The sequence below is a fragment of the Streptococcus dentiloxodontae genome (genome assembly GCF_053206925.1).
The window spans coordinates 30,380-49,726 of the sequence record NZ_JBRUHR010000013.1; the positions used below are offsets into that span (position 1 = coordinate 30,380).

General features: G+C 36.4%; 17 protein-coding genes and 1 pseudogene. 17 read left to right on the plus strand and 1 reads right to left on the minus strand.

Annotated features, from left to right (window positions below; translation table 11 throughout):
- Positions 1–387 carry a S4 domain-containing protein YaaA gene (gene yaaA, locus ACVRZ8_RS07225; protein WP_447448646.1) on the minus strand — a complete coding sequence of 129 codons (387 nt, stop codon included), beginning with the start codon at positions 385–387 and terminating at the stop codon, positions 1–3.
- 78 nt (positions 388–465) lie between these two features.
- Between yaaA and yfmF the strand changes: the two genes are divergently transcribed.
- The 17 genes and pseudogenes from yfmF to ACVRZ8_RS07310 all read left to right on the plus strand — a co-directional run bounded on the left by yfmF (position 466) and on the right by ACVRZ8_RS07310 (position 18,905).
- Positions 466–1,713, plus strand: a complete 1,248-nt coding sequence (yfmF, locus tag ACVRZ8_RS07230) for an EF-P 5-aminopentanol modification-associated protein YfmF (RefSeq protein ID WP_447448647.1) — start codon at positions 466–468, stop codon at positions 1,711–1,713.
- A gap of 2 nt (positions 1,714–1,715) precedes the next feature.
- Positions 1,716–2,999 (plus strand): EF-P 5-aminopentanol modification-associated protein YfmH, encoded by a 1,284-nt coding sequence (gene yfmH / locus ACVRZ8_RS07235; RefSeq protein ID WP_447448648.1) that lies wholly within the window; start codon positions 1,716–1,718, stop codon positions 2,997–2,999.
- A gap of 57 nt (positions 3,000–3,056) precedes the next feature.
- Positions 3,057–3,917, plus strand: a complete 861-nt coding sequence (locus ACVRZ8_RS07240; RefSeq protein WP_447448649.1) for a helix-turn-helix domain-containing protein — start codon at positions 3,057–3,059, stop codon at positions 3,915–3,917.
- 13 nt (positions 3,918–3,930) lie between these two features.
- The gene (pgsA, locus tag ACVRZ8_RS07245) at positions 3,931–4,473 is read left to right on the plus strand and encodes a CDP-diacylglycerol--glycerol-3-phosphate 3-phosphatidyltransferase (protein WP_447448650.1); all 543 of its coding nucleotides are present in this window, start codon (positions 3,931–3,933) and stop codon (positions 4,471–4,473) included.
- 12 nt (positions 4,474–4,485) lie between these two features.
- On the plus strand, positions 4,486–5,316 hold the full coding sequence (locus ACVRZ8_RS07250; protein ID WP_447448651.1) for an energy-coupling factor ABC transporter ATP-binding protein: 831 nt from the start codon (positions 4,486–4,488) through the stop codon (positions 5,314–5,316).
- Positions 5,292–6,134, plus strand: coding sequence for an energy-coupling factor transporter ATPase (locus tag ACVRZ8_RS07255; RefSeq protein ID WP_447448652.1), 843 nt, complete (start codon positions 5,292–5,294; stop codon positions 6,132–6,134). The genes ACVRZ8_RS07250 and ACVRZ8_RS07255 overlap by 25 nt, the downstream gene beginning before the upstream one ends.
- Positions 6,127–6,921 (plus strand): energy-coupling factor transporter transmembrane component T family protein, encoded by a 795-nt coding sequence (locus tag ACVRZ8_RS07260; protein ID WP_447448653.1) that lies wholly within the window; start codon positions 6,127–6,129, stop codon positions 6,919–6,921. The genes ACVRZ8_RS07255 and ACVRZ8_RS07260 overlap by 8 nt, the downstream gene beginning before the upstream one ends.
- A gap of 218 nt (positions 6,922–7,139) precedes the next feature.
- Positions 7,140–7,952 (plus strand): aggregation-promoting factor, encoded by an 813-nt coding sequence (gene apf / locus ACVRZ8_RS07265; RefSeq protein ID WP_447448654.1) that lies wholly within the window; start codon positions 7,140–7,142, stop codon positions 7,950–7,952.
- Between the two features lie 146 nt (positions 7,953–8,098).
- Entirely contained in the window at positions 8,099–8,770 is a 672-nt protein-coding gene (locus ACVRZ8_RS07270; protein WP_447448655.1) for a transglycosylase SLT domain-containing protein, read from the plus strand.
- 272 nt (positions 8,771–9,042) lie between these two features.
- Complete coding sequence (locus ACVRZ8_RS07275) at positions 9,043–10,752, plus strand: putative glycosyltransferase family protein (protein ID WP_447448656.1); 1,710 nt, start codon at positions 9,043–9,045, stop codon at positions 10,750–10,752.
- A 198-nt stretch (positions 10,753–10,950) separates the two neighbouring features.
- Complete coding sequence (mnmA, locus tag ACVRZ8_RS07280; RefSeq protein ID WP_447448657.1) at positions 10,951–12,072, plus strand: tRNA 2-thiouridine(34) synthase MnmA; 1,122 nt, start codon at positions 10,951–10,953, stop codon at positions 12,070–12,072.
- 55 nt (positions 12,073–12,127) lie between these two features.
- A pseudogene (locus ACVRZ8_RS07285) lies at positions 12,128–12,630 on the plus strand (MarC family protein).
- Between the two features lie 144 nt (positions 12,631–12,774).
- On the plus strand, positions 12,775–14,673 hold the full coding sequence (mnmG, locus tag ACVRZ8_RS07290; RefSeq protein ID WP_447448658.1) for a tRNA uridine-5-carboxymethylaminomethyl(34) synthesis enzyme MnmG: 1,899 nt from the start codon (positions 12,775–12,777) through the stop codon (positions 14,671–14,673).
- A 66-nt stretch (positions 14,674–14,739) separates the two neighbouring features.
- Entirely contained in the window at positions 14,740–16,713 is a 1,974-nt protein-coding gene (locus ACVRZ8_RS07295; protein WP_447448659.1) for a GGDEF domain-containing protein, read from the plus strand.
- A complete protein-coding gene (gene rplI, locus ACVRZ8_RS07300; RefSeq protein WP_447448660.1) occupies positions 16,710–17,168 on the plus strand; it encodes a 50S ribosomal protein L9 in 459 nt (152 codons plus the stop codon). The genes ACVRZ8_RS07295 and rplI overlap by 4 nt, the downstream gene beginning before the upstream one ends.
- A gap of 33 nt (positions 17,169–17,201) precedes the next feature.
- On the plus strand, positions 17,202–18,563 hold the full coding sequence (dnaB, locus tag ACVRZ8_RS07305) for a replicative DNA helicase (RefSeq protein ID WP_447448661.1): 1,362 nt from the start codon (positions 17,202–17,204) through the stop codon (positions 18,561–18,563).
- A gap of 39 nt (positions 18,564–18,602) precedes the next feature.
- Positions 18,603–18,905, plus strand: a complete 303-nt coding sequence (locus ACVRZ8_RS07310) for a Veg family protein (protein ID WP_447448662.1) — start codon at positions 18,603–18,605, stop codon at positions 18,903–18,905.
- Positions 18,906–19,347 lie beyond the last annotated feature (442 nt).

Below are 19,347 nucleotides of genomic sequence, written 5' to 3' on the forward strand. Positions count from 1 at the left end.
CTAAGTACCTGGAAAGCGGATTGGATTTTGCTTTGCCTTCCGTTTTTCTTTACGATTTTTAGTTTTAGAAGAAGCCTGATTTTTTTTAATATCGTGATTCATCTTTTTAACAATTTTAGCAACTCGTTCTTTTTCTGCTTGTACTTCTTGATATTCAGCGATTTCTTGTTTAGTTGGTGCAAGGATGCTGATTGTTAGATTTTTTTCTGGTATAGATATTATATCTCCTATTCGTAATTTTTTACCACGACGTTTTTCATCTTCTCCGTTAAACAAAACGATATTTTCTGCAAGAAATCTTTTACTGGCTCCTCCGCTCGAAATAATCCGTAAGTTTTTTAAGAGAGATTGCAATGTTATATAGTCATCAAATAATTTATAATCCATTCTAACCTCGACTTTCTCTTGAGATAAGATAGCATAAAAATGGTATAATTGAAAGCATAAACTTTTGAGAGGGCAAGCATGAAAATTACAGAAGGTGTATACGCACATTTTATTCCTACAGATAAATATAAAACAAATCAAATTATCTTCCGTATGACAGGTGCTTTAGATCCAAAGAATTTAGCCAGACGTGTTTTAGTATCTCAGATGTTGGCCACTGCCAATAAAACTTATCCAACTGTTCAACTTTTCAAAGAAGGATTAGCAAAACTTTATGGAGCAGAACTGTCAACCAGAGTGTCAACTAAAGGATTGACACATCAAGTTGACGTAAAGTTGACATATTTAAAAGATAGTTTATTACCAGAAGGGCAAGAAATATTTGAATCTATCATAGACTTCTTAAAAGATTGTCTTTACAAGCCTCTATCAAGAGTAGCTCAATACCAAACAAAAGTATTTGAAAACGAAAAAAAGAATTTGCTTACTTATTTAAAGTCAGATAAAGAGGATACATATTATTATAGCGATTTAAAAAGCAAAGAACTTTATTTTGTCAACCCTAGTTTACAGATATCAAAATACAGTAATGCAGAGTTAGTAGAAAAAGAAAATTCTTATACAGCCTATCAAGAATTTCAATCAATGTTGACGCAAGATCAAATTGATATTTTTATTTTAGGAGAAGTTGATGAGTACAAGGTTCTTCAGCAACTTCATCAATTTCCTTTAGAGGCAAGACAAACTAACTTGAATTTTGAATACCATCAAAATTATACTAATATTAGTAAAGAGCTTATAGAGCAGCGTAAGAGTAATCAGTCAATTCTCCAATTAGCTTACCATATACCTTGCAAGTATGGTGAGAACGAATATTTTTCCTTAATTGTTTTTAATGGTTTTTTTGGAGGCTTTGCACATTCCCGTCTTTTTACAGAAATTCGTGAGGAATCTGGTTTAGCTTATGCCGTTGGCAGTCAGTTTGATATCTTCACAGGTTTACTTGAAGTTTACGCTGGAATTGACAAAAGTAATCGAGATAAAGTTATGAAACAAATAACTAAAGAACTAAATTATATAAAAATGGGACGTTTTTCTAGTGCTCTTATTAAGCAAACAAAAAAGATTTTACAAACTAATGCTCTTTTGGCAGAGGATAGTCCACGAACTCTTATCGAACAAGCTTACAATCACCGTATTTTTGGCGAGCGCTGTTTAGATTTAGATAATTGGCTAACTAAAATCAACTCTGTTACGAAGGAAGATATTTGTAAGATTGCTAATAATATTAAGTTGCAATCTATATTCTTTTTGGAAGGAGAATAGTTATGTCTGGTTTACAAAGAGTTTACTATAAAAACATAAAGGAATCTCTATATAAGTCTAAATTAGATAATGGTCTTTCTCTTTACATTATTAACAAACCTAATTTTAAAGAAAAGGCAGCTTTTTTATCAGTAAAATTTGGTTCTGTTGATAATCAATTTTATCTTGCTAATAATTTGACAGCTTCTCCAGCTGGAGTAGCTCATTTTCTGGAACATAAACTTTTTGAAGATGAGCAAGGCAGTGATATCACTTTAGATTTTGTAAATATTGGTGCAGATGTTAATGCCTATACAACTTTTGATTGCACTAATTACTATTTTTCAACTTTAAATTGTTTTGAAGAAGCGTTGGAGTTGTTAAGCAAGTTTACACAAAGATTGACAATAAATCCTGAATCTATAGAGCGAGAAAAGCATATTATTGGTCATGAAATTGATATGTATCAAGATGATGCAGATTATCGTGTGTATTTAGGATGTTTACAGAACCTTTATCCTAACACTGCTTTAGCAGAAGATATTGCTGGTAGTAAAGAATCACTTGAAAGAATTGACCTTGAAAATCTAACAAAAAATTTCCAGTATTTCTATACTCCTTCAAATTGTCGATTGGTTTTAATTGGAGATTTTAATGTAGAAGATGTTTACAATTCTGTCAAAAAAATACAAAGAAAATTTACAGGTGTTGACAATAAAAAGTTAATCAGAGAAGATAAATTGTTTGATGTTTCAGAGGTGCTACCTTCTAATAACCTTCATATGGATGTTACTTTACCGAAGTTAGCAGTTGGATTTAAATCAAGCCGCTACTCTGGGACACTCTTACGTGAAAAGCTGCTGATGAGACTGTACTTCAATCTTTTATTTGGCTGGACATCGCCCTATTATCAAGCATGGTATGAAGAGGGTGATATTGATGATTCTTTTGCTATTGAACTTGAAGTATCAGAACGTTTTGCTTTTGCTGTGATAACTATGGATACTGCAGAGCCTATTCGTATGTCTAGCATTATTCGACAAGTAATCAGGACCTCAGATAAGGATAAAATTTTTACAGATAAGGCACTGCAATTACAAAAAAATGCTCTTTATGGGGATTTTGTGCGTAGTTTTGATGATATTCAGCATCTGGGAAGTCAATTTTTGGAGTTTTTAGCAGATGACACTAATTATCTGGATTTAGGTGCAGAACTTATGTCTATTCAAATTGAAGATGTTATTAATTTTGCCCAAAATTATCAGGAAAATATGAAAACAACAGATTTTACAGTTTTTCCAAAATAAACAAGGAAATCTGCTATAATAGAAGCACGATAAAAAAGTTTATATAGAAAGGATACAATGAAAGAAAAAACTATTGGTGACCGTTTAAGAGAGGCACGTGTTGCCAAACAATTGAGTCTTTATGATGTGGAGGCTTTAAGCAAAATAGAGGTTCAATACCTTTTGGCTTTAGAGATGGATCAAGTAAAGATTTTACCTAAGGAATTACGTGAGAAGGCTGTAAAAGATTATGCGAAGGTTGTTGGTTTGGATGGGAGTATTCTCTTAAAAGAACATTCCGAAAGAGAAGAACTTATAAAAAAGCAAAGAGCGGAAGATAGAGAAAGAGAAGAGCAAAAAGCAAAAGAGGATAATCGCCCATTATCTCGTTTTTCCAATCATAAACGTGAAGAAAAACGCAGATCGGCTTACCTTCCATTAATGGCACTTAGTTTAATTGCTATTTTAATTGTTCTTTTTGTTGGTTATGTCATTTTTGATCGTTTTTCTGCAAGCATCTCCAGTAAAACGAGTCAATCTTATTCTCTTATTGCCCATAATTCAGAAACAGAAAAAATAAGTCCAAGTACTTCTTCAACAACTCAAAAGGACAAAAAATCCTCCATCTCCACAATAGTGGATGGAAATGCTATGACTGTAGACTTAAGTAATGCAGAAGATGAAGTTACGATTAATGTTGGTTTAACAGATGTTAACAGTTCATGGGTTTCAGTAACCAATTCAGATTTATCTTCTGGACAGCTTCTTTCAGAGGATGGTACTAAATCTTATACTGCAACTCTTAACAAAGATGCGACAAGTTCTTTGATTTCTCTTGAACAAACAAAAGGAGTAAGTCTAAGTATTGATGGGGAAAATATTGATTTATCAGATCTTAATGCAGAAGAACTCTGCTATATTACCCTCAATATCCAATAGAAATGAGAATATTATGACTAAAAAAGAAAATCTTCCAAATCTCTTAACGATAATTCGTATCATCCTGATTCCCATTTTTTTGCTGACCTCTTCAATTTCAAACAACCTAATTTGGCATATTGTATCAGCTGTTATTTTTGCGGTTGCAAGTTTGACTGATTATTTGGATGGCTATTTGGCGCGGAAATGGCATGTCGTTACCAACTTTGGGAAATTTGCTGATCCTTTGGCTGATAAAATGCTAGTAATGTCAGCTTTTATTATGTTGGTTGGATTGGACATGGCTCCAGCTTGGGTTTCAGCTGTTATCATCTGCCGAGAACTTGCTGTAACGGGGCTTCGTCTTTTATTGGTGGAAACAGGGGGAGAAGTCTTAGCGGCTGCCATGCCTGGTAAAATCAAAACAGCTACTCAAATGTTTGCTGTGATTCTATTGCTTTGTCATGTGCAAACATTTGGACTTGTTATGCTTTATATTTCTCTTTTCTTTACTCTTTATTCTGGTTACGATTATTTCAAAGGTGCTGGATTCTTGTTTAAAGATACTTTTAAGTAAAATGGTAAAGTTATGATTGATGTAAAAAATATTAATTTTAAGTACACTGAAGAACAAGAAGATTATACTTTAAAAAATTTAACGTTTCACGTGAAACGTGGAGAATGGCTGTCAATTGTTGGGCATAACGGTTCAGGGAAATCGACTACTGCTCGCCTTATTGACGGTTTATTAGCTGCAGAATCAGGGGTTATTAGTATTGATGGCGAGACTTTGACAGAAGATAATGTGTGGGATATCCGTCATAAAGTCGGAATGGTCTTTCAAAATCCCGATAACCAATTTGTAGGAGCAACTGTTGAGGACGATGTTGCCTTTGGTCTTGAAAATAAAGGAGTTCCTTTAGCTGAAATGAAAAAGCGTGTCGCAGAGGCTTTAGATTTAGTTGGAATGTCAGCTTTTAAAACAAAAGAGCCTGCACGTTTGTCAGGAGGACAAAAACAACGTGTCGCTATTGCGGGTGTAGTTGCTATGCGCCCTTCTATTTTGATTTTGGACGAAGCTACTAGTATGCTTGATCCAAAGGGACGACTGGAACTTATTGATTCAATTAAAAAGATTCGTCAAGAATTTGATATGACTGTTTTATCTATTACTCATGATTTAGATGAAGTTGTGTTAAGCGACCGTGTAATGGTCTTAAAGAAGGGAAAAATTGAATCTATTTCAACACCTAAAGAACTCTTTAACCGCGGCCAAGAGCTGACAGAACTTGGATTGGACGTTCCCTTTTCGTCACAATTAGCACAAGCTTTGTCGCAAAAAGGACTTATTGAGACTAGTAGTTATCTTACAGAAAAGGACTTAGCAGAAATATTATGGGTATCACTCTCCAAAACGTAAGTTATACTTATCAAGCAGGAACTCCTTTTGAAGGACGTGCCCTTTTTGGTGTTAATGCTTTGATAGAAGATAGAAGTTATACGGCTTTTATTGGTCATACAGGAAGTGGCAAATCAACAATTATGCAATTACTAAATGGTTTAAACCTTCCCACTCAAGGCACTGTTTTAGTAGATGATGTTAGTATAACGCCAGATTCTAAAAATAAAGATATTAAACCAATTCGACAGAAGGTTGGTTTAGTTTTTCAATTTCCAGAAAGTCAACTTTTTGCTGAAACAGTATTGACTGATGTCGCTTTTGGTCCTCAAAATTTTGGTTTATCTAAAGAAAAAGCAGAAGAACGTGCGCGTGAAAAATTAACTTTAGTTGGTTTGTCTGAAGAGATATATCATAAAAATCCTTTTGACTTATCAGGAGGTCAGATGCGCCGAGTAGCTATAGCGGGGATTCTTGCTATGGAGCCCAATATTCTAGTTCTTGATGAACCAACAGCAGGACTAGATCCTCAGGGACGAAAAGAACTTATGACTCTTTTCAAACAATTGCATACTGATGGAATGACCATTGTTTTGGTAACTCACCTCATGGATGATGTCGCCAATTATGCAACCTATGTTAATGTGTTGGAAAAGGGAAGATTAATCTTGTCAGGACAACCGAAGGAGATTTTTCAGCAAGTTGATTTTTTAAAAGATAAACAACTTGGAATCCCTAAAGTCACAGAGTTTGCCTTAGATTTACAAAAAAAAGGCTATCATTTTGATAATCTTCCTATCACAATAGAGGAACTGGTGGAGGATTTGGCTCATGGATAAGTTAATCATCGGGCGTTACATCACAGGAAATTCTTTGATCCATAGAATGGACCCTAGAGCCAAGTTGTTGGCAATGTTCTTTTATATTGTTATCATATTTTGGGCTAATAATTGGTTAACTTACCTAATCATTAGTTCTTTCACTTTTTTGATAGTTATTCTTAGTCAAATTAAATTAAGTTTTTTTCTAGATGGTATCAGGCCTATGATTTGGATTATCTTGTTTTCAACTTTTTTCCAAATTTTTTTCAATACAAATGGAAATATTCTATGGTCTTGGGGAATTATTAAAATCACAAATATCGGTTTGATGCAAGCAGTTATGATTTTTCTGCGCTTTATTTTAATTATCAGTTTTTCCACTTTATTGACCTTAACAACAACACCCTTAAGTTTAGCTGATGCAGTGGAATCCCTTCTTAGACCCTTGGTGATTTTTAAGGTTCCAGCTCATGAAATTGGACTTATGCTGTCTTTATCTTTACGCTTTGTTCCGACATTGATGGACGATACTACAAGAATTATGAATGCACAGAAAGCACGTGGCGTTGATTTTGGCGAAGGTAATCTTGTACAGAAAGTTAGGTCGATTATTCCTATCTTAATTCCTCTTTTTGCATCAAGTTTTAAAAGAGCTGATGCACTAGCTATTGCCATGGAGGCGCGTGGTTATCAGGGCGGAGATGGTCGAACTAAATACCGACAGTTGTCTTGGAAATTGATAGATACTTTAGGCCTCTTAACTATGGTAATACTAGGAGGAATTCTATATTTCCTGAAAAATTAATAAATAATAGGCGCAAGCCTATAGCGATATAAAGATAGTATAAATGGTATAAAAGAGTCTCTGAAACTCATAAAAAATCTAAGAACCGCGTAAATAGCGGTTTTTTCGTTTAACTATAATGCTTCTGTAATGTTTTTAACATATCTAACAACCCTACGTTATATTGGAAAGGTATAATAGCAGCAAGTTTAAAATAAAAAGGGAGTGTTATTACACACATGAGTAATGTTCTTGAAAGTAAAATTAAAATAGCTAAAGTGGGTCTTTTTGGGTTAACAGCTGTTGCAACTCTTGGTGCAACTGTTGTTAATGCAGAAACTTATACTGTTGCAGAAGGAGATACACTTTCAGCAATTGCCTCTGCTCATAATACAACAGTAGATGCTCTTGTTGCTGAAAATCGTATTACCGATGCGAATTTAATTCTTGCAGGACAAAGTATAAATATAACTGAAGAAACTGCTGAAACATCTAATCAGGAAACGGCTACTGATTCTTCAGTTGCTGTTGAGGAGACAGTGACAACAGAAACTGAAGCGGTCACAGCTGAGTCAACCACAGAAACAGATGCAGACAGCTCTGTGACATCAACAACAGAGGAAAACGTTGCTCAGGAAACAGCAGCTACCTCTGCTGAAGAAACTGTATCAGAAGATGCATCTGTTGAACAATCTGCTACAGAAACAGAAGAAGTGACTTCTGAAAATGAGACAGCTCAAGACACAAGTGCCTCTTCAACGGCAGCTACCTCTGTATCTGCAGAAACTGCTGAAACAACCACTGCTAGCTACTCCTCTTCACTTAGTGCAGAGGATGCAGCAGCGAAGGAACAGATTGCTCAACATGAATCAGGTGGCAGTTATACAGCTTCAAATGGTCAATATTATGGACGTTACCAATTAACACTATCATATCTTGGTGGTGATACTTCAATTGAAAATCAAGAAAAAACAGCAGATAATTATGTAACAAGTCGCTATGGATCATGGTCAGCAGCCCTTGCATTTTGGAATGCTAATGGTTGGTATTAATCAGATTAATTTGGAAAAACACTCTTTTTGAGTGTTTTTTTAGTAAAACGAAATTTTTTTGTAATATTTGATACATAAACTATGATAATTAGTAATATATATAAGGTATGATGAGAAAAATAATAGAATTATTTAAGAGAGGTTTTATGTTTAAAAAAAGATACAAAGCACGTCGTGTCAAACAAGTCGCAAAAAAAACGTTAAGACTCCCAGCAATAATTGGAACTAGCTTAGTTTTACTTGTAGCTGTTATTATTTCAACTATTATTAATAAAGGTTTGACAAATGTTTTTTCAGATTCGTTAACAACCTCAAAACAATCAAGCAGTACTACAACCGCTAAAGTGTCAACTGATTTAACAGAAGTGTCAAGTTCAACAGCTCCATCTGTAACAATTGAATCTTCTTCGGTTCAATCAACGGAAGCTGTAGAAAATTCGACATCTTCAGAGGATCTTTCAACTTCAACGGAAGTATATGCAGAAAGTACCTCAACAGCTGCATACAGTACCAACAATTCTTACGCTAATAATTATGCCACAACAAGCAATGCTACCTTGACTAATGGAAATACTGCTGGAGCTACAGGATCTTATGCTGCGGCACAAATGGCAGCTGCTACGGGCGTTTCTCAATCTACTTGGGAATATATTATTGCTCGTGAATCAAATGGTGATTACACTGCTGCTAATGCATCAGGAGCGACAGGTCTTTTCCAAACTATGCCAGGATGGGGTTCTACAGCAACAGTTGATGAACAGATTCAGTCAGCAATCAATGCTTACAATGCTCAAGGGATGTCAGCTTGGGGATATTAAAACAAAAAGGCTGAGAGTTCTCAGCCTTTTTTGATGTCATTAAAGAAATTTGTTTTTGGAAAGTTTTTCTTTGGATCCGAAGATTCCACTGATTATATTAATTTTTAACAATCTTTGTCAGGAATTAACTATATTCATTGAATCAAGAAAATAGAATTTTATGAAATTTTTCTTTTTAATAATACTGCTTTAGTGATTATTATAATAAATTAGCTTTAGTAGTAGGGTGCTTTCTCTTATTTTTGTTATAATGGAAACTAAAAGGAGATATAATGACACAATTAAAATTACTAGGGCAAAAATACGGAGTAGCTCTAGCCATTGTTAGTTTTGCTGTTTTATTAGTTGCTCCACAGATTATTTCTGGGCAAGTAATAATTGGTTCAGATTCCATTTTCCACTATAATCGCTTCTACGATGCTGCAATGCAGATTAAGGAAGGAAATATTTCTTATTTTATTTCTCTTTATGGCTTTCAGCAATCAGGACGAATTGTCAATGCTCTTTACGGTCCTTTTTTTGCTTATATACAAGGAATTTTAGTATTGGTGAGCGGAACTTGGTATCGTTATCAGATTCTATCACGTATTATTTTACATATTTTAGGAGCATCTTCCATGTATGCTCTTTTAAAGCAATGTAAACTTAAAACCAATATTGCTTTACCAATTGCTTTACTCTACGTGACAACCTTTTCCATTCAATATTGGACTATGCGTCAAGGCTTCTCTAGCTGGGGAGCAGCTTTTTTGCCATTTTGTTTTATTCCAGCGATTCGATTTACCTTCTATAAAAAAATTGAGCCAGTTCGATTAGCAGTATCGGTTGCTTTGATTTTTCAAGTTCATGTTCTTAGTTCGCTTATTCTAGTGATTATGTATATTCCTTTCTTTCTTTATGGCTTTATAAAAACAGATCAGAAGTTGACAGTAATTTATAAAGGCATTTTAGCAGCCGTGCTTTTTTTGCTCTTAACGTCAAACATTTGGACTATTATACTTTATCTTAATAGTCAAAATCACCTTCTTGATCCTTTTATAAATGAAACGATGGGAAGAAATGGAATAGATGGGACATCTAAATATTGGCTTTACACACCAATATCACTTGTACCTCTATTAGCTTTACAAGTTATTTACTTGTTTGTTCGTTGGCGTAAATTGGCTAACTGGAAACGAGTATTACACCTTATTTATTTATTTTTCATATTGCTTTCAACAAGCTTTTTTCCTTGGCAATATCTAGTTAATAATGGAAATAAATTAGCGCAGCTCATCCAATTTCCATTTCGTTTCTTTGTTCCTTCCACAATTTTACTTCTAGTTATTACTGGTTTGACCTTTAATCGATTCGTCAAATGGAGAAAGACGATTTCTATAGTTCTCTGTTTATTCGTTTTTGCTGGGCTTGTGCAAAATATAGAAATGACTACTCAGAAAGCTAAAGAAGCTGTTGATAAAGAGTATGTTTTAAAACCCAAACTCCATGTTTACATTAAAACAAACTACTCAAGTTTACAGAAAAGTTTACATGATACTGATTTGTCTATCTTCTTGTCTGATATTATAAAAACAACACCGGATTATATTCCTATTTACAGTGGTACAGAACATCAAGATACTTACAATCTTTACTATAAGCATGTTGTTAATAATGATTCTAAGTTTACAAAAGCTGTCAAGGGAGATTCTCTAGTTCTCACATGGATATCCGATAAGGAAGAAAAAATAGAAGCATCAATTGTTAAGTATGCTGATACTGAATTGATATTAAATGGGAAAGTGCTAACTGATAATATGTATGCCTTATCCGCTATAGGAACGCCGACAGTCAGCTCGCAAAAAGGTAAAAATAGTCTGATCGTTAAATTTAAACAGCCAAAGTGGACAGATTTTATTATTGGAATAACGATTTTACTGTGGTTTACAGTATGTTTATACAGTGTTTACACTTATATAAGACAAAAGAAGCCTGCTATGTAGCGTGCTTTTTTTGTTCGTGTTATAATATGCTTTGCGTTATTATAACGCATCCAAGTCGACCTTCAAATCGATTTTGGGCTAACTGGGTCCTTCAAGCCCAAGTTTACAAAATTAATTGAGCAGAGGCCGAAAGTCTAGAATTTGAATAATTCAACTGCTTTTAGGTCTTTTGTATCTTATTTGATGGGAGGATTATCAATGACAGATAATTCAAAAACACGTGTTGTTGTCGGTATGAGTGGAGGCGTTGATTCATCGGTTACTGCTCTGCTATTAAAAGAGCAGGGCTATGATGTGATTGGTGTTTTCATGAAAAACTGGGATGATACAGATGAATTCGGCGTTTGTACCGCGACTGAGGATTATAAAGATGTTGCTGCGGTAGCAGATCAGATTGGCATTCCTTACTACTCTGTCAACTTTGAAAAAGAGTACTGGGATCGTGTCTTTGAGTATTTCTTAGCAGAATACCGTGCAGGACGCACACCAAATCCAGATGTCATGTGCAACAAGGAAATTAAATTTAAAGCTTTTCTTGACTATGCTCTGACTTTAGGGGCTGACTATGTAGCTACTGGTCACTATGCACAGGTCTCTCGTGATGCAGAGGGCATTGTTCATATGTTACGCGGTGCAGATAATAATAAAGATCAGACCTATTTTCTAAGTCAATTATCACAGGAACAGTTGCAAAAAACACTGTTTCCGCTTGGTCATTTACAAAAACCGCAAGTTCGTGAAATTGCAGAAAAAGCTGGATTAGCAACAGCTAAGAAAAAGGATTCTACAGGAATTTGCTTCATTGGTGAAAAGAACTTTAAAGAATTTTTAAGTAACTATTTACCAGCTCAAAAAGGTCGTATGATGACTGTTGATGGTCGTGATATGGGAGAACATGCTGGCCTCATGTACTACACGATTGGTCAGCGCGGCGGTCTTGGTATCGGCGGTCAACACGGTGGAGACAACCAGCCTTGGTTTGTTGTTGGGAAAGATTTATCCCAAAACATCCTTTACGTTGGTCAGGGTTTTTATCATGAAGCATTGTTGTCAACATCACTTGACGCTTCCGTCATCCACTTTACTCGTGATATGCCTGAAGAATTCACATTGGAATGCACAGCTAAGTTTCGTTATCGTCAAGCAGACAGTCAAGTTGTTGTCAAGGTAAAAGGTGACAAAGCGGAGGTTATTTTTGCGGAACCGCAGCGTGCGATCACACCAGGTCAAGCTGTTGTTTTCTATGTTGGTGACGAATGTCTTGGCGGAGGTATTATTGATATGGCTTATAGGAACGGTGAGCCTTGTCAGTATATTTGATGTTGGAATAATAAGATAAGGGGGAAAGATCCTGCCATATTTTATTTTTGCTTTTATGGCTTTCTTTGCTATTATGAAACCTATTTCCAATCTGCCGGCTTACATGGCTTTGGTAGCAGATGACAGTCAGACAATTTCATGAAAGATTGCCTTAAAAAGTTTATTTTTCAACTTTTTAGAATTACAATTGAATCTTTTAGGGTAGCAGGAGATATATTGGTTGTTATCATTGGTTACCATATGATTAATGGCAATCATTCTCTTAGCTCTAAAGGAATGGCTGTCGCTATTTCTCCATTAGCTATGCCTCTCCTTGCAGGTTCTGGGACAATAGCAACGGCTTCAAGTCTCGCACATGGTAGCTTTCAAAAACAGCAGATGACAACTTTTACTTTGCTGTATTTGATTACGTATTTATTATTACGAAGTGCTGATCCTATTTCCAAATTTTTAGGTAAAAATTTGATGGGAATTGTTACCAAGATGATGAGGCTAATTTTATTTACCATTGGTGTTCAGATGCTTATCAACAGTGTTCAAACTTTACTGCATCGTTAACCACAAAAAAGTTGATTGACAAAGAAACTCAATTTGATAAAATAATCGTAACAATAATCATGATGGTCAAAGCTCATGGGATTGCAGGTCTTTTTAGTCTGCAATTTTCGAGAGTTTTGGCTATTTTTATGTATGGAGATAATCATGACACACGAATTTACTGAAAATTATGACGTTATTGTCATTGGGGCTGGACATGCTGGGGTTGAAGCTAGTCTGGCTGCCAGCCGCATGGGCTGTAAGACTTTATTGGCCACTATTAACCTCGAAATGTTGGCTTTTATGCCTTGTAACCCATCAATTGGCGGATCTGCAAAAGGAATTGTTGTCCGTGAGATTGATGCTCTTGGCGGCGAGATGGGCAAGAACATTGACAAGACTTATATCCAAATGAAAATGCTGAATACTGGTAAAGGCCCTGCGGTTCGGGCGCTTCGGGCTCAAGCTGATAAGGCGCTTTATGCGCGTACCATGAAGCATACTGTTGAACAGCAGGAAAATCTGACACTTCGTCAATCCATGGTTGATGAAATCTTGGTGGAAGATGGTAAGGTTGTTGGTGTTAGAACAGCAACAAACCAGAAATTTTTTGCCAAGGCTGTTATTGTGACAACTGGTACAGCTTTGCGCGGGGAGATTATCCTTGGCGAACTCAAATATTCGTCAGGTCCAAATAATAGTCTAGCTTCAATTGGGTTAGCTGATAATTTGAAAAAATTGGGTCTCGAAATCGGTCGTTTTAAAACAGGAACACCTCCACGTGTCAAGGCAGCGTCAATCAATTATGATGAAACGGACATTCAACCAGGTGATGATAAACCAAATCATTTCTCATTTATGTCCAAGGATGAAGACTATCTCAAAGATCAAATTCCTTGCTGGCTAACTTATACCAATCAAACCAGCCATGATATTATCAACCAAAATCTTTACCGTGCGCCGATGTTTTCAGGTATTGTCAAGGGGGTTGGACCGAGATACTGTCCGTCTATTGAAGACAAGATTGTCCGTTTTGCCGATAAAGAACGTCATCAGCTTTTTCTGGAACCAGAAGGACGGGAAACAGAAGAGGTATACATTCAAGGATTGTCAACAAGCTTACCTGAAGATGTTCAGAAAGACTTAATTCATTCGATCAAAGGACTTGAAAAAGCTGAGATGATGCGGACAGGTTATGCCATTGAATATGATATTGTTCTACCTCATCAATTGCGTGCAACGCTGGAAACTAAAAAGATTTCAGGACTTTTCACAGCGGGTCAGACCAATGGGACATCTGGATATGAAGAAGCAGCTGGTCAAGGGTTGGTTGCTGGAATCAATGCAGCGCTCAAGGTTCAAGGAAAACCAGAACTTATTTTAAAACGCAGTGATGCTTATATTGGCGTTATGATTGATGATTTGGTGACCAAAGGAACACTTGAGCCGTACCGTTTGTTGACATCTCGTGCAGAGTATCGCTTGATTTTACGTCATGATAATGCAGATATGCGCTTGACAGAAATGGGGCGTCAAGTTGGTTTGGTTGATGATGAACGCTATCAGCGTTTTCAAATTCGTAAAAATCAGTTTGACAATGAATTGACACGTTTGTCAAGTGTGAAATTAAAACCCATCGAAAAAACGAATAAACGCATTACAGAACTCGGTTTTAAGCCGTTGACAGATGCCTTGACAGCAAAAGAATTTATGCGTCGACCAGAAATTAATTATGCTATTGCAACAAGCTTTATCGGTCCAGCTGCTGAAGATCTAGATGACAAAACAATTGAGCTTTTAGAAACTGAAATTAAGTATGAAGGTTATATTAACAAAGCTCTTGATCAGGTTGACAAGATGAAGCGTATGGAAGAAAAACGCATTCCTAAGAACATTGATTGGGATGCTATTGACAGTATTGCGACAGAAGCTCGTCAGAAATTCAAGAAAATCAATCCTGAAACAATTGGTCAGGCTAGTCGTATTTCTGGTGTGAATCCAGCTGATATTTCCATTTTGATGGTTTATCTAGAGGGTCATAGTAAAGCGGTTCGTAAGGACTAAAAGGTATAAACAAGTCTAGGAAACAAAGGTGTTTTGTGGTATAATGGTCTGATTAAGAGGTTTATCATGAAAAGATTTCGATTTGCAACCAGTCACTTGGTTATGATAGGTTTGATTCTCTTTGGTTTGATAGCGATTTTTATTCGTGTTTTTAAAAGTGAATCAACCTTGCTAGGCGCGTTATTCCTAATCATGTTACTGGTCATTGCTTTGCTATATTATCAAAAAACAACCTATGAACTGTCTGAAATGGAACAACTAGGGCTTTTGAATCAAGAGGTAGAGGGTTCCCTTAAAACTCTTTTAGATAAGATGCCTGTGGGAGTGGTTACTTTTGACGATGAAACAGATCAGGTAGAATGGTTTAATCCCTATGCTGAGTTAATTTTGTCTGATGAAGAGGGGAAATTTAAAGCTGATTTTGTTACAGCATTTATCAAAGAAAAGCGTGACGGATCGCCCTCTAATGTCATTACTATTTCAGACAACAAATATTCGATTTTTGTCGATTTTGATAACCAGTTACTGTATTTTATTGATAATGTTTATGATCATGATGAGGCTACAGATCCGAATAAGACACGACCTGTCATTGGAGTCATATCAATAGACAACTATGATGATGTAACTGGCAATCTTCCTGATGCAGATGTATCGCAAATCAATAGTTTTGTTGCCAGCTTTGTATCTGATTTTGCCAAAAGCAAAAACATTTTTTATAGCCGTGTTGATATGGATCGCTTCTATTTTTTCACAAATTACGGCGTTTTGACTGAATTTATGGATCAGAAATTTCCAGTTTTAGACAAATTCCGCAGTCAAGCTCAGGAGCAGAATCTTCCTTTAACACTTAGTATAGGTGTATCTTTTGGAACTTTAAAACATAATCAAATTGGTCAGGTAGCTCTTCAGAATTTAAATATTGCTTTGGTACGCGGAGGGGATCAAGCGGTTGTTAAAGAAAATGATGACCATAAAGAACTTCTCTATTTTGGCGGAGGTTCTGTTTCGACGGTTAAACGTTCTCGAACTCGTACACGGGCAATGATGACAGCAATTTCCGATAAACTCAAAACTGTAGAACAGGTATTTGTTGTGGGTCATCGTAATTTGGATATGGATGCCCTTGGTGCTACGGTTGGAATGTCTCATTTTGCTCGTCAAATAGTTACTGATAGTTTCGCGGTTTATGATGATACTGATATGAATACAGACATTGCGCGTGCAGTGAGACGTCTTCAAGAAGATGAAAATACCTCTCTTCTCACTCTGTCTGAGGCTAAAAACTTAGTTGCGAATGATTCGTTATTGATTATGGTGGATCATTCTAAGACGGAACTCACCTTGTCAAAAGAATTTTATAATCTCTTTAGTGAGGTCATTGTTGTAGACCATCATCGCAGAGATGATGATTTTCCTGATAATGCAGTGCTGAGTTTTGTTGAAAGCGGAGCCAGCTCTGCTTGTGAATTGGTCACGGAACTGCTCCAATTTCAAGGGGCTAAGGAACGTCTTAGTAAAGTTCAAGCCTCAGTTATTATGGCTGGTATCATGCTGGACACTAAGAATTTTTCAACACGGGTGACTAGCAGAACCTTTGATGTTGCGTCCTATCTACGAAGTCTAGGAAGTGATAGCAATGAAATTCAGAGTATTTCAGCTACTGATTTTGAGGAATACCGAAAAATTAACCAAATTATTCTTAATGGTAAACGTGTCACTGATAATATTATTGTAGCTGCTGGTGAAGATACTAACATTTATAGTAACATTATCATCTCTAAGGCGGCAGATACTATGCTGGATATGATGGGAATTGAAGCTGCCTTTGTGGTAGCTAGAACTTCAGAAGATAGTGTTAGTATCTCAGCGCGCAGTCATAGCAAAATTAATGTGCAACGGATCATGGAGGATCTTGGCGGTGGAGGACACTTTAATTTGGCTGCCTGTCAATTCAAGGATTACCATGTTTTACAAGCTCAAGAAGAACTTATTGCTAAAATCAAAGAAGAAATCACCCCTGAGGAGGAAAAATTATGAGAGTTATTTTTTTAGAAGATGTTAAAGGCAAAGGTAAAAAAGGAGAAATTAAGGAAGTCCCTTCAGGTTATGCACAAAATTTCTTAATTAAAAAGAAATTAGCCAAGGAGGCAACGAAACAAGCTGTTGGTGAATTGAGAGGTAAACAAAAATCTGAAGAAAAGCATGCTGAAGAACTCTTAGGAGAAGCTAAAGCGCTTAAAGTTCAACTGGATAAGGAAGAGACACGTGTAGTCTTTATGGAAAAAGTTGGCCCTGATGGACGTACCTTTGGTTCTATTACAGCAAAGAAAATTGCAGAGGAACTTCAAAAGCAGTATGGCCTCAAGGTGGATAAACGCTATATCCATTTGGATAAACCCATCCGTGCCATTGGTTTAATTGAAGTTTCCGTTAAACTTCACAAAGAAATAGATGGGCAAATTAAACTTAATATCAAGAATGCTGAAGAATAGCAAGTTGACAATCCTGTAAAGGAGGTGACAAGGGTGGTAGAAGCCCAGGAATTACGTGTACAGCCACAAGACTTAGTTGCTGAGCAATCAGTTTTAGGAGCTGTGTTCATTAATCCTGACAAACTTATTGAGGTTCGAGAATACATTGATCCAGATGATTTCTATAAGTATTCACACCGTATTATCTTTAAGGCGATGATTACTTTGGCTGATCGAAACGATGCTATTGATGCAACAACAGTTAGAACAATTCTGGATGCTCAAAATGATTTGCAAAACATAGGAGGTATTTCCTATATTGCCGAATTGGTCAATAGTGTCCCTACATCTGCTAATGCGGAATATTACGCTAAAATTGTAGCTGAGAAAGCGATGTTACGCCGTATTATTTCTAGGTTGACAGAGACTGTCAACCAGGCGTATGAAGGGGCGACAGATTCTGAAGATATTATTGCTGGAGCTGAAAAAGCTCTGGTTGATGTCTCCGAGCACAGTAATCGCAGCGGTTTTCGAAAAATTTCAGAAGTTTTGGATGCTAATTTTGAAACTTTAGAAGCCAGATCGCAGCAAACATCTGATGTTACGGGACTTCCAACAGGTTTTCGTGATTTAGATAAAATTACAACAGGTTTACATCCAGATCAACTGATTATTTTAGCGGCTCGGCCTGCTGTTGGTAAAACAGCCTTTGTTTTGAATATCGCTCAAAATGTTGGTACCAAGCAGAATCAAGCGGTCGCTGTTTTCTCCCTAGAAATGGGAGCCGAAAGTTTAGTTGACCGTATGTTGGCAGCCGAGGGAATGATTGATTCTCATGCTTTGCGTACAGGGCAATTGACAGAACAAGACTGGAATAATGTCATGATTGCTCAGGGTGCTCTGGCAGAAGCACCCATATATATTGATGATACTCCTGGTATCAAGATTACAGAAATTCGAGCGCGAGCCCGTAAACTTTCTCAAGAAATTGAGGGAGGTTTGGGATTAATTGTTATTGACTATTTACAATTGATTACTGGAACTCGTCCGGAAAATCGTCAACAAGAAGTTTCGGATATTTCTCGTCAGCTAAAAATTTTAGCTAAAGAGCTCAAGGTGCCTGTTATTGCCCTAAGCCAACTTTCCCGCGGTGTTGAGCAGCGACAGGATAAACGGCCAGTTCTTTCGGATATTAGAGAATCTGGGTCAATTGAGCAAGATGCTGATATTGTCGCTTTCCTTTATCGTGATGATTATTATCGCAAGGAAGGTGAGATGTCGGAAAATGTTATTGAAGATAATACTATTGAAGTTATCTTAGAAAAAAATCGTGCGGGAGCACGTGGGACAGTCAAGTTGCTATTCCAGAAAGAGTACAATAAATTTTCGTCTATTGCACAGTTTGAAGAATCTTAACAAAAATTTTTATAATAAATAATAATTAAGGAGGCTCACATGAGTGACGCATTTGCAGATGTTGCAAAAATGAAAACCATTAAAGAAGCTATTAAGGACCATGAAGGACAATTGGTTGAACTGACATTGGAAAATGGCCGGAAACGTGAAAAAAATAAAATCGGCCGTTTGATTGAGGTTTACCCATCGCTTTTTATTGTGGAATACAGTGATTTTTCAAATCAAGCAGGTGCCATTAATAACACTTATGTCGAATCTTACACTTACTCAGACATTTTGACAGAGAAGACTTTGATTCGTTACCTGAGTTTGGAGGAACAGGCTGAACTTGAAAATAAATAAAAAGCTGAGGCAGGTGCATTTATGAAAAAAGTCCTACTCATATCGATTACATCGAATTTTCTGCAGCTAACCGTGAGGCGCTGAAGGTTAATTAGGATTTTTACGAGAAGTATTTAGCCGGACTTATCAGACTTGGAGTGAAAGCTATCTGAATACGGACGGCAGCGGGCTGTCAAACGGTTTGGAGACCAATTCTGTTACTCTGTTCCTTTGGTTGTCAATTTATATGGATGTATTGACGAGGCGCTGGAAAAGGCAAAAGAAGCCAGTGAAGTTATTATTCAGGAGATTTTTGCCTTCCTGTCGGTCAGCGTTTTCAGTTTAAGAATCCAGTTGGCAATGAGTTAGCTGTACGGATGGATTAAAATCAGCAAAAGGACTTGCATCTGCGGGTTCTTTTTGTTATAATGTTCCTCGTGTGAAATAACAGCAGAAGAAAATA

Coding starts and splice junctions, on each gene's coding strand:
- yaaA (WP_447448646.1), bottom strand. CDS start 387: ATGGATTATAAATTATTTGATGACTATATAACATTGCAATCTCTCTTA.
- yfmF (WP_447448647.1), top strand. CDS start 466: ATGAAAATTACAGAAGGTGTATACGCACATTTTATTCCTACAGATAAA.
- yfmH (WP_447448648.1), top strand. CDS start 1,716: ATGTCTGGTTTACAAAGAGTTTACTATAAAAACATAAAGGAATCTCTA.
- ACVRZ8_RS07240 (WP_447448649.1), top strand. CDS start 3,057: ATGAAAGAAAAAACTATTGGTGACCGTTTAAGAGAGGCACGTGTTGCC.
- pgsA (WP_447448650.1), top strand. CDS start 3,931: ATGACTAAAAAAGAAAATCTTCCAAATCTCTTAACGATAATTCGTATC.
- ACVRZ8_RS07250 (WP_447448651.1), top strand. CDS start 4,486: ATGATTGATGTAAAAAATATTAATTTTAAGTACACTGAAGAACAAGAA.
- ACVRZ8_RS07255 (WP_447448652.1), top strand. CDS start 5,292: ATGGGTATCACTCTCCAAAACGTAAGTTATACTTATCAAGCAGGAACT.
- ACVRZ8_RS07260 (WP_447448653.1), top strand. CDS start 6,127: ATGGATAAGTTAATCATCGGGCGTTACATCACAGGAAATTCTTTGATC.
- apf (WP_447448654.1), top strand. CDS start 7,140: ATGAGTAATGTTCTTGAAAGTAAAATTAAAATAGCTAAAGTGGGTCTT.
- ACVRZ8_RS07270 (WP_447448655.1), top strand. CDS start 8,099: ATGTTTAAAAAAAGATACAAAGCACGTCGTGTCAAACAAGTCGCAAAA.
- ACVRZ8_RS07275 (WP_447448656.1), top strand. CDS start 9,043: ATGACACAATTAAAATTACTAGGGCAAAAATACGGAGTAGCTCTAGCC.
- mnmA (WP_447448657.1), top strand. CDS start 10,951: ATGACAGATAATTCAAAAACACGTGTTGTTGTCGGTATGAGTGGAGGC.
- mnmG (WP_447448658.1), top strand. CDS start 12,775: ATGACACACGAATTTACTGAAAATTATGACGTTATTGTCATTGGGGCT.
- ACVRZ8_RS07295 (WP_447448659.1), top strand. CDS start 14,740: ATGAAAAGATTTCGATTTGCAACCAGTCACTTGGTTATGATAGGTTTG.
- rplI (WP_447448660.1), top strand. CDS start 16,710: ATGAGAGTTATTTTTTTAGAAGATGTTAAAGGCAAAGGTAAAAAAGGA.
- ACVRZ8_RS07310 (WP_447448662.1), top strand. CDS start 18,603: ATGAGTGACGCATTTGCAGATGTTGCAAAAATGAAAACCATTAAAGAA.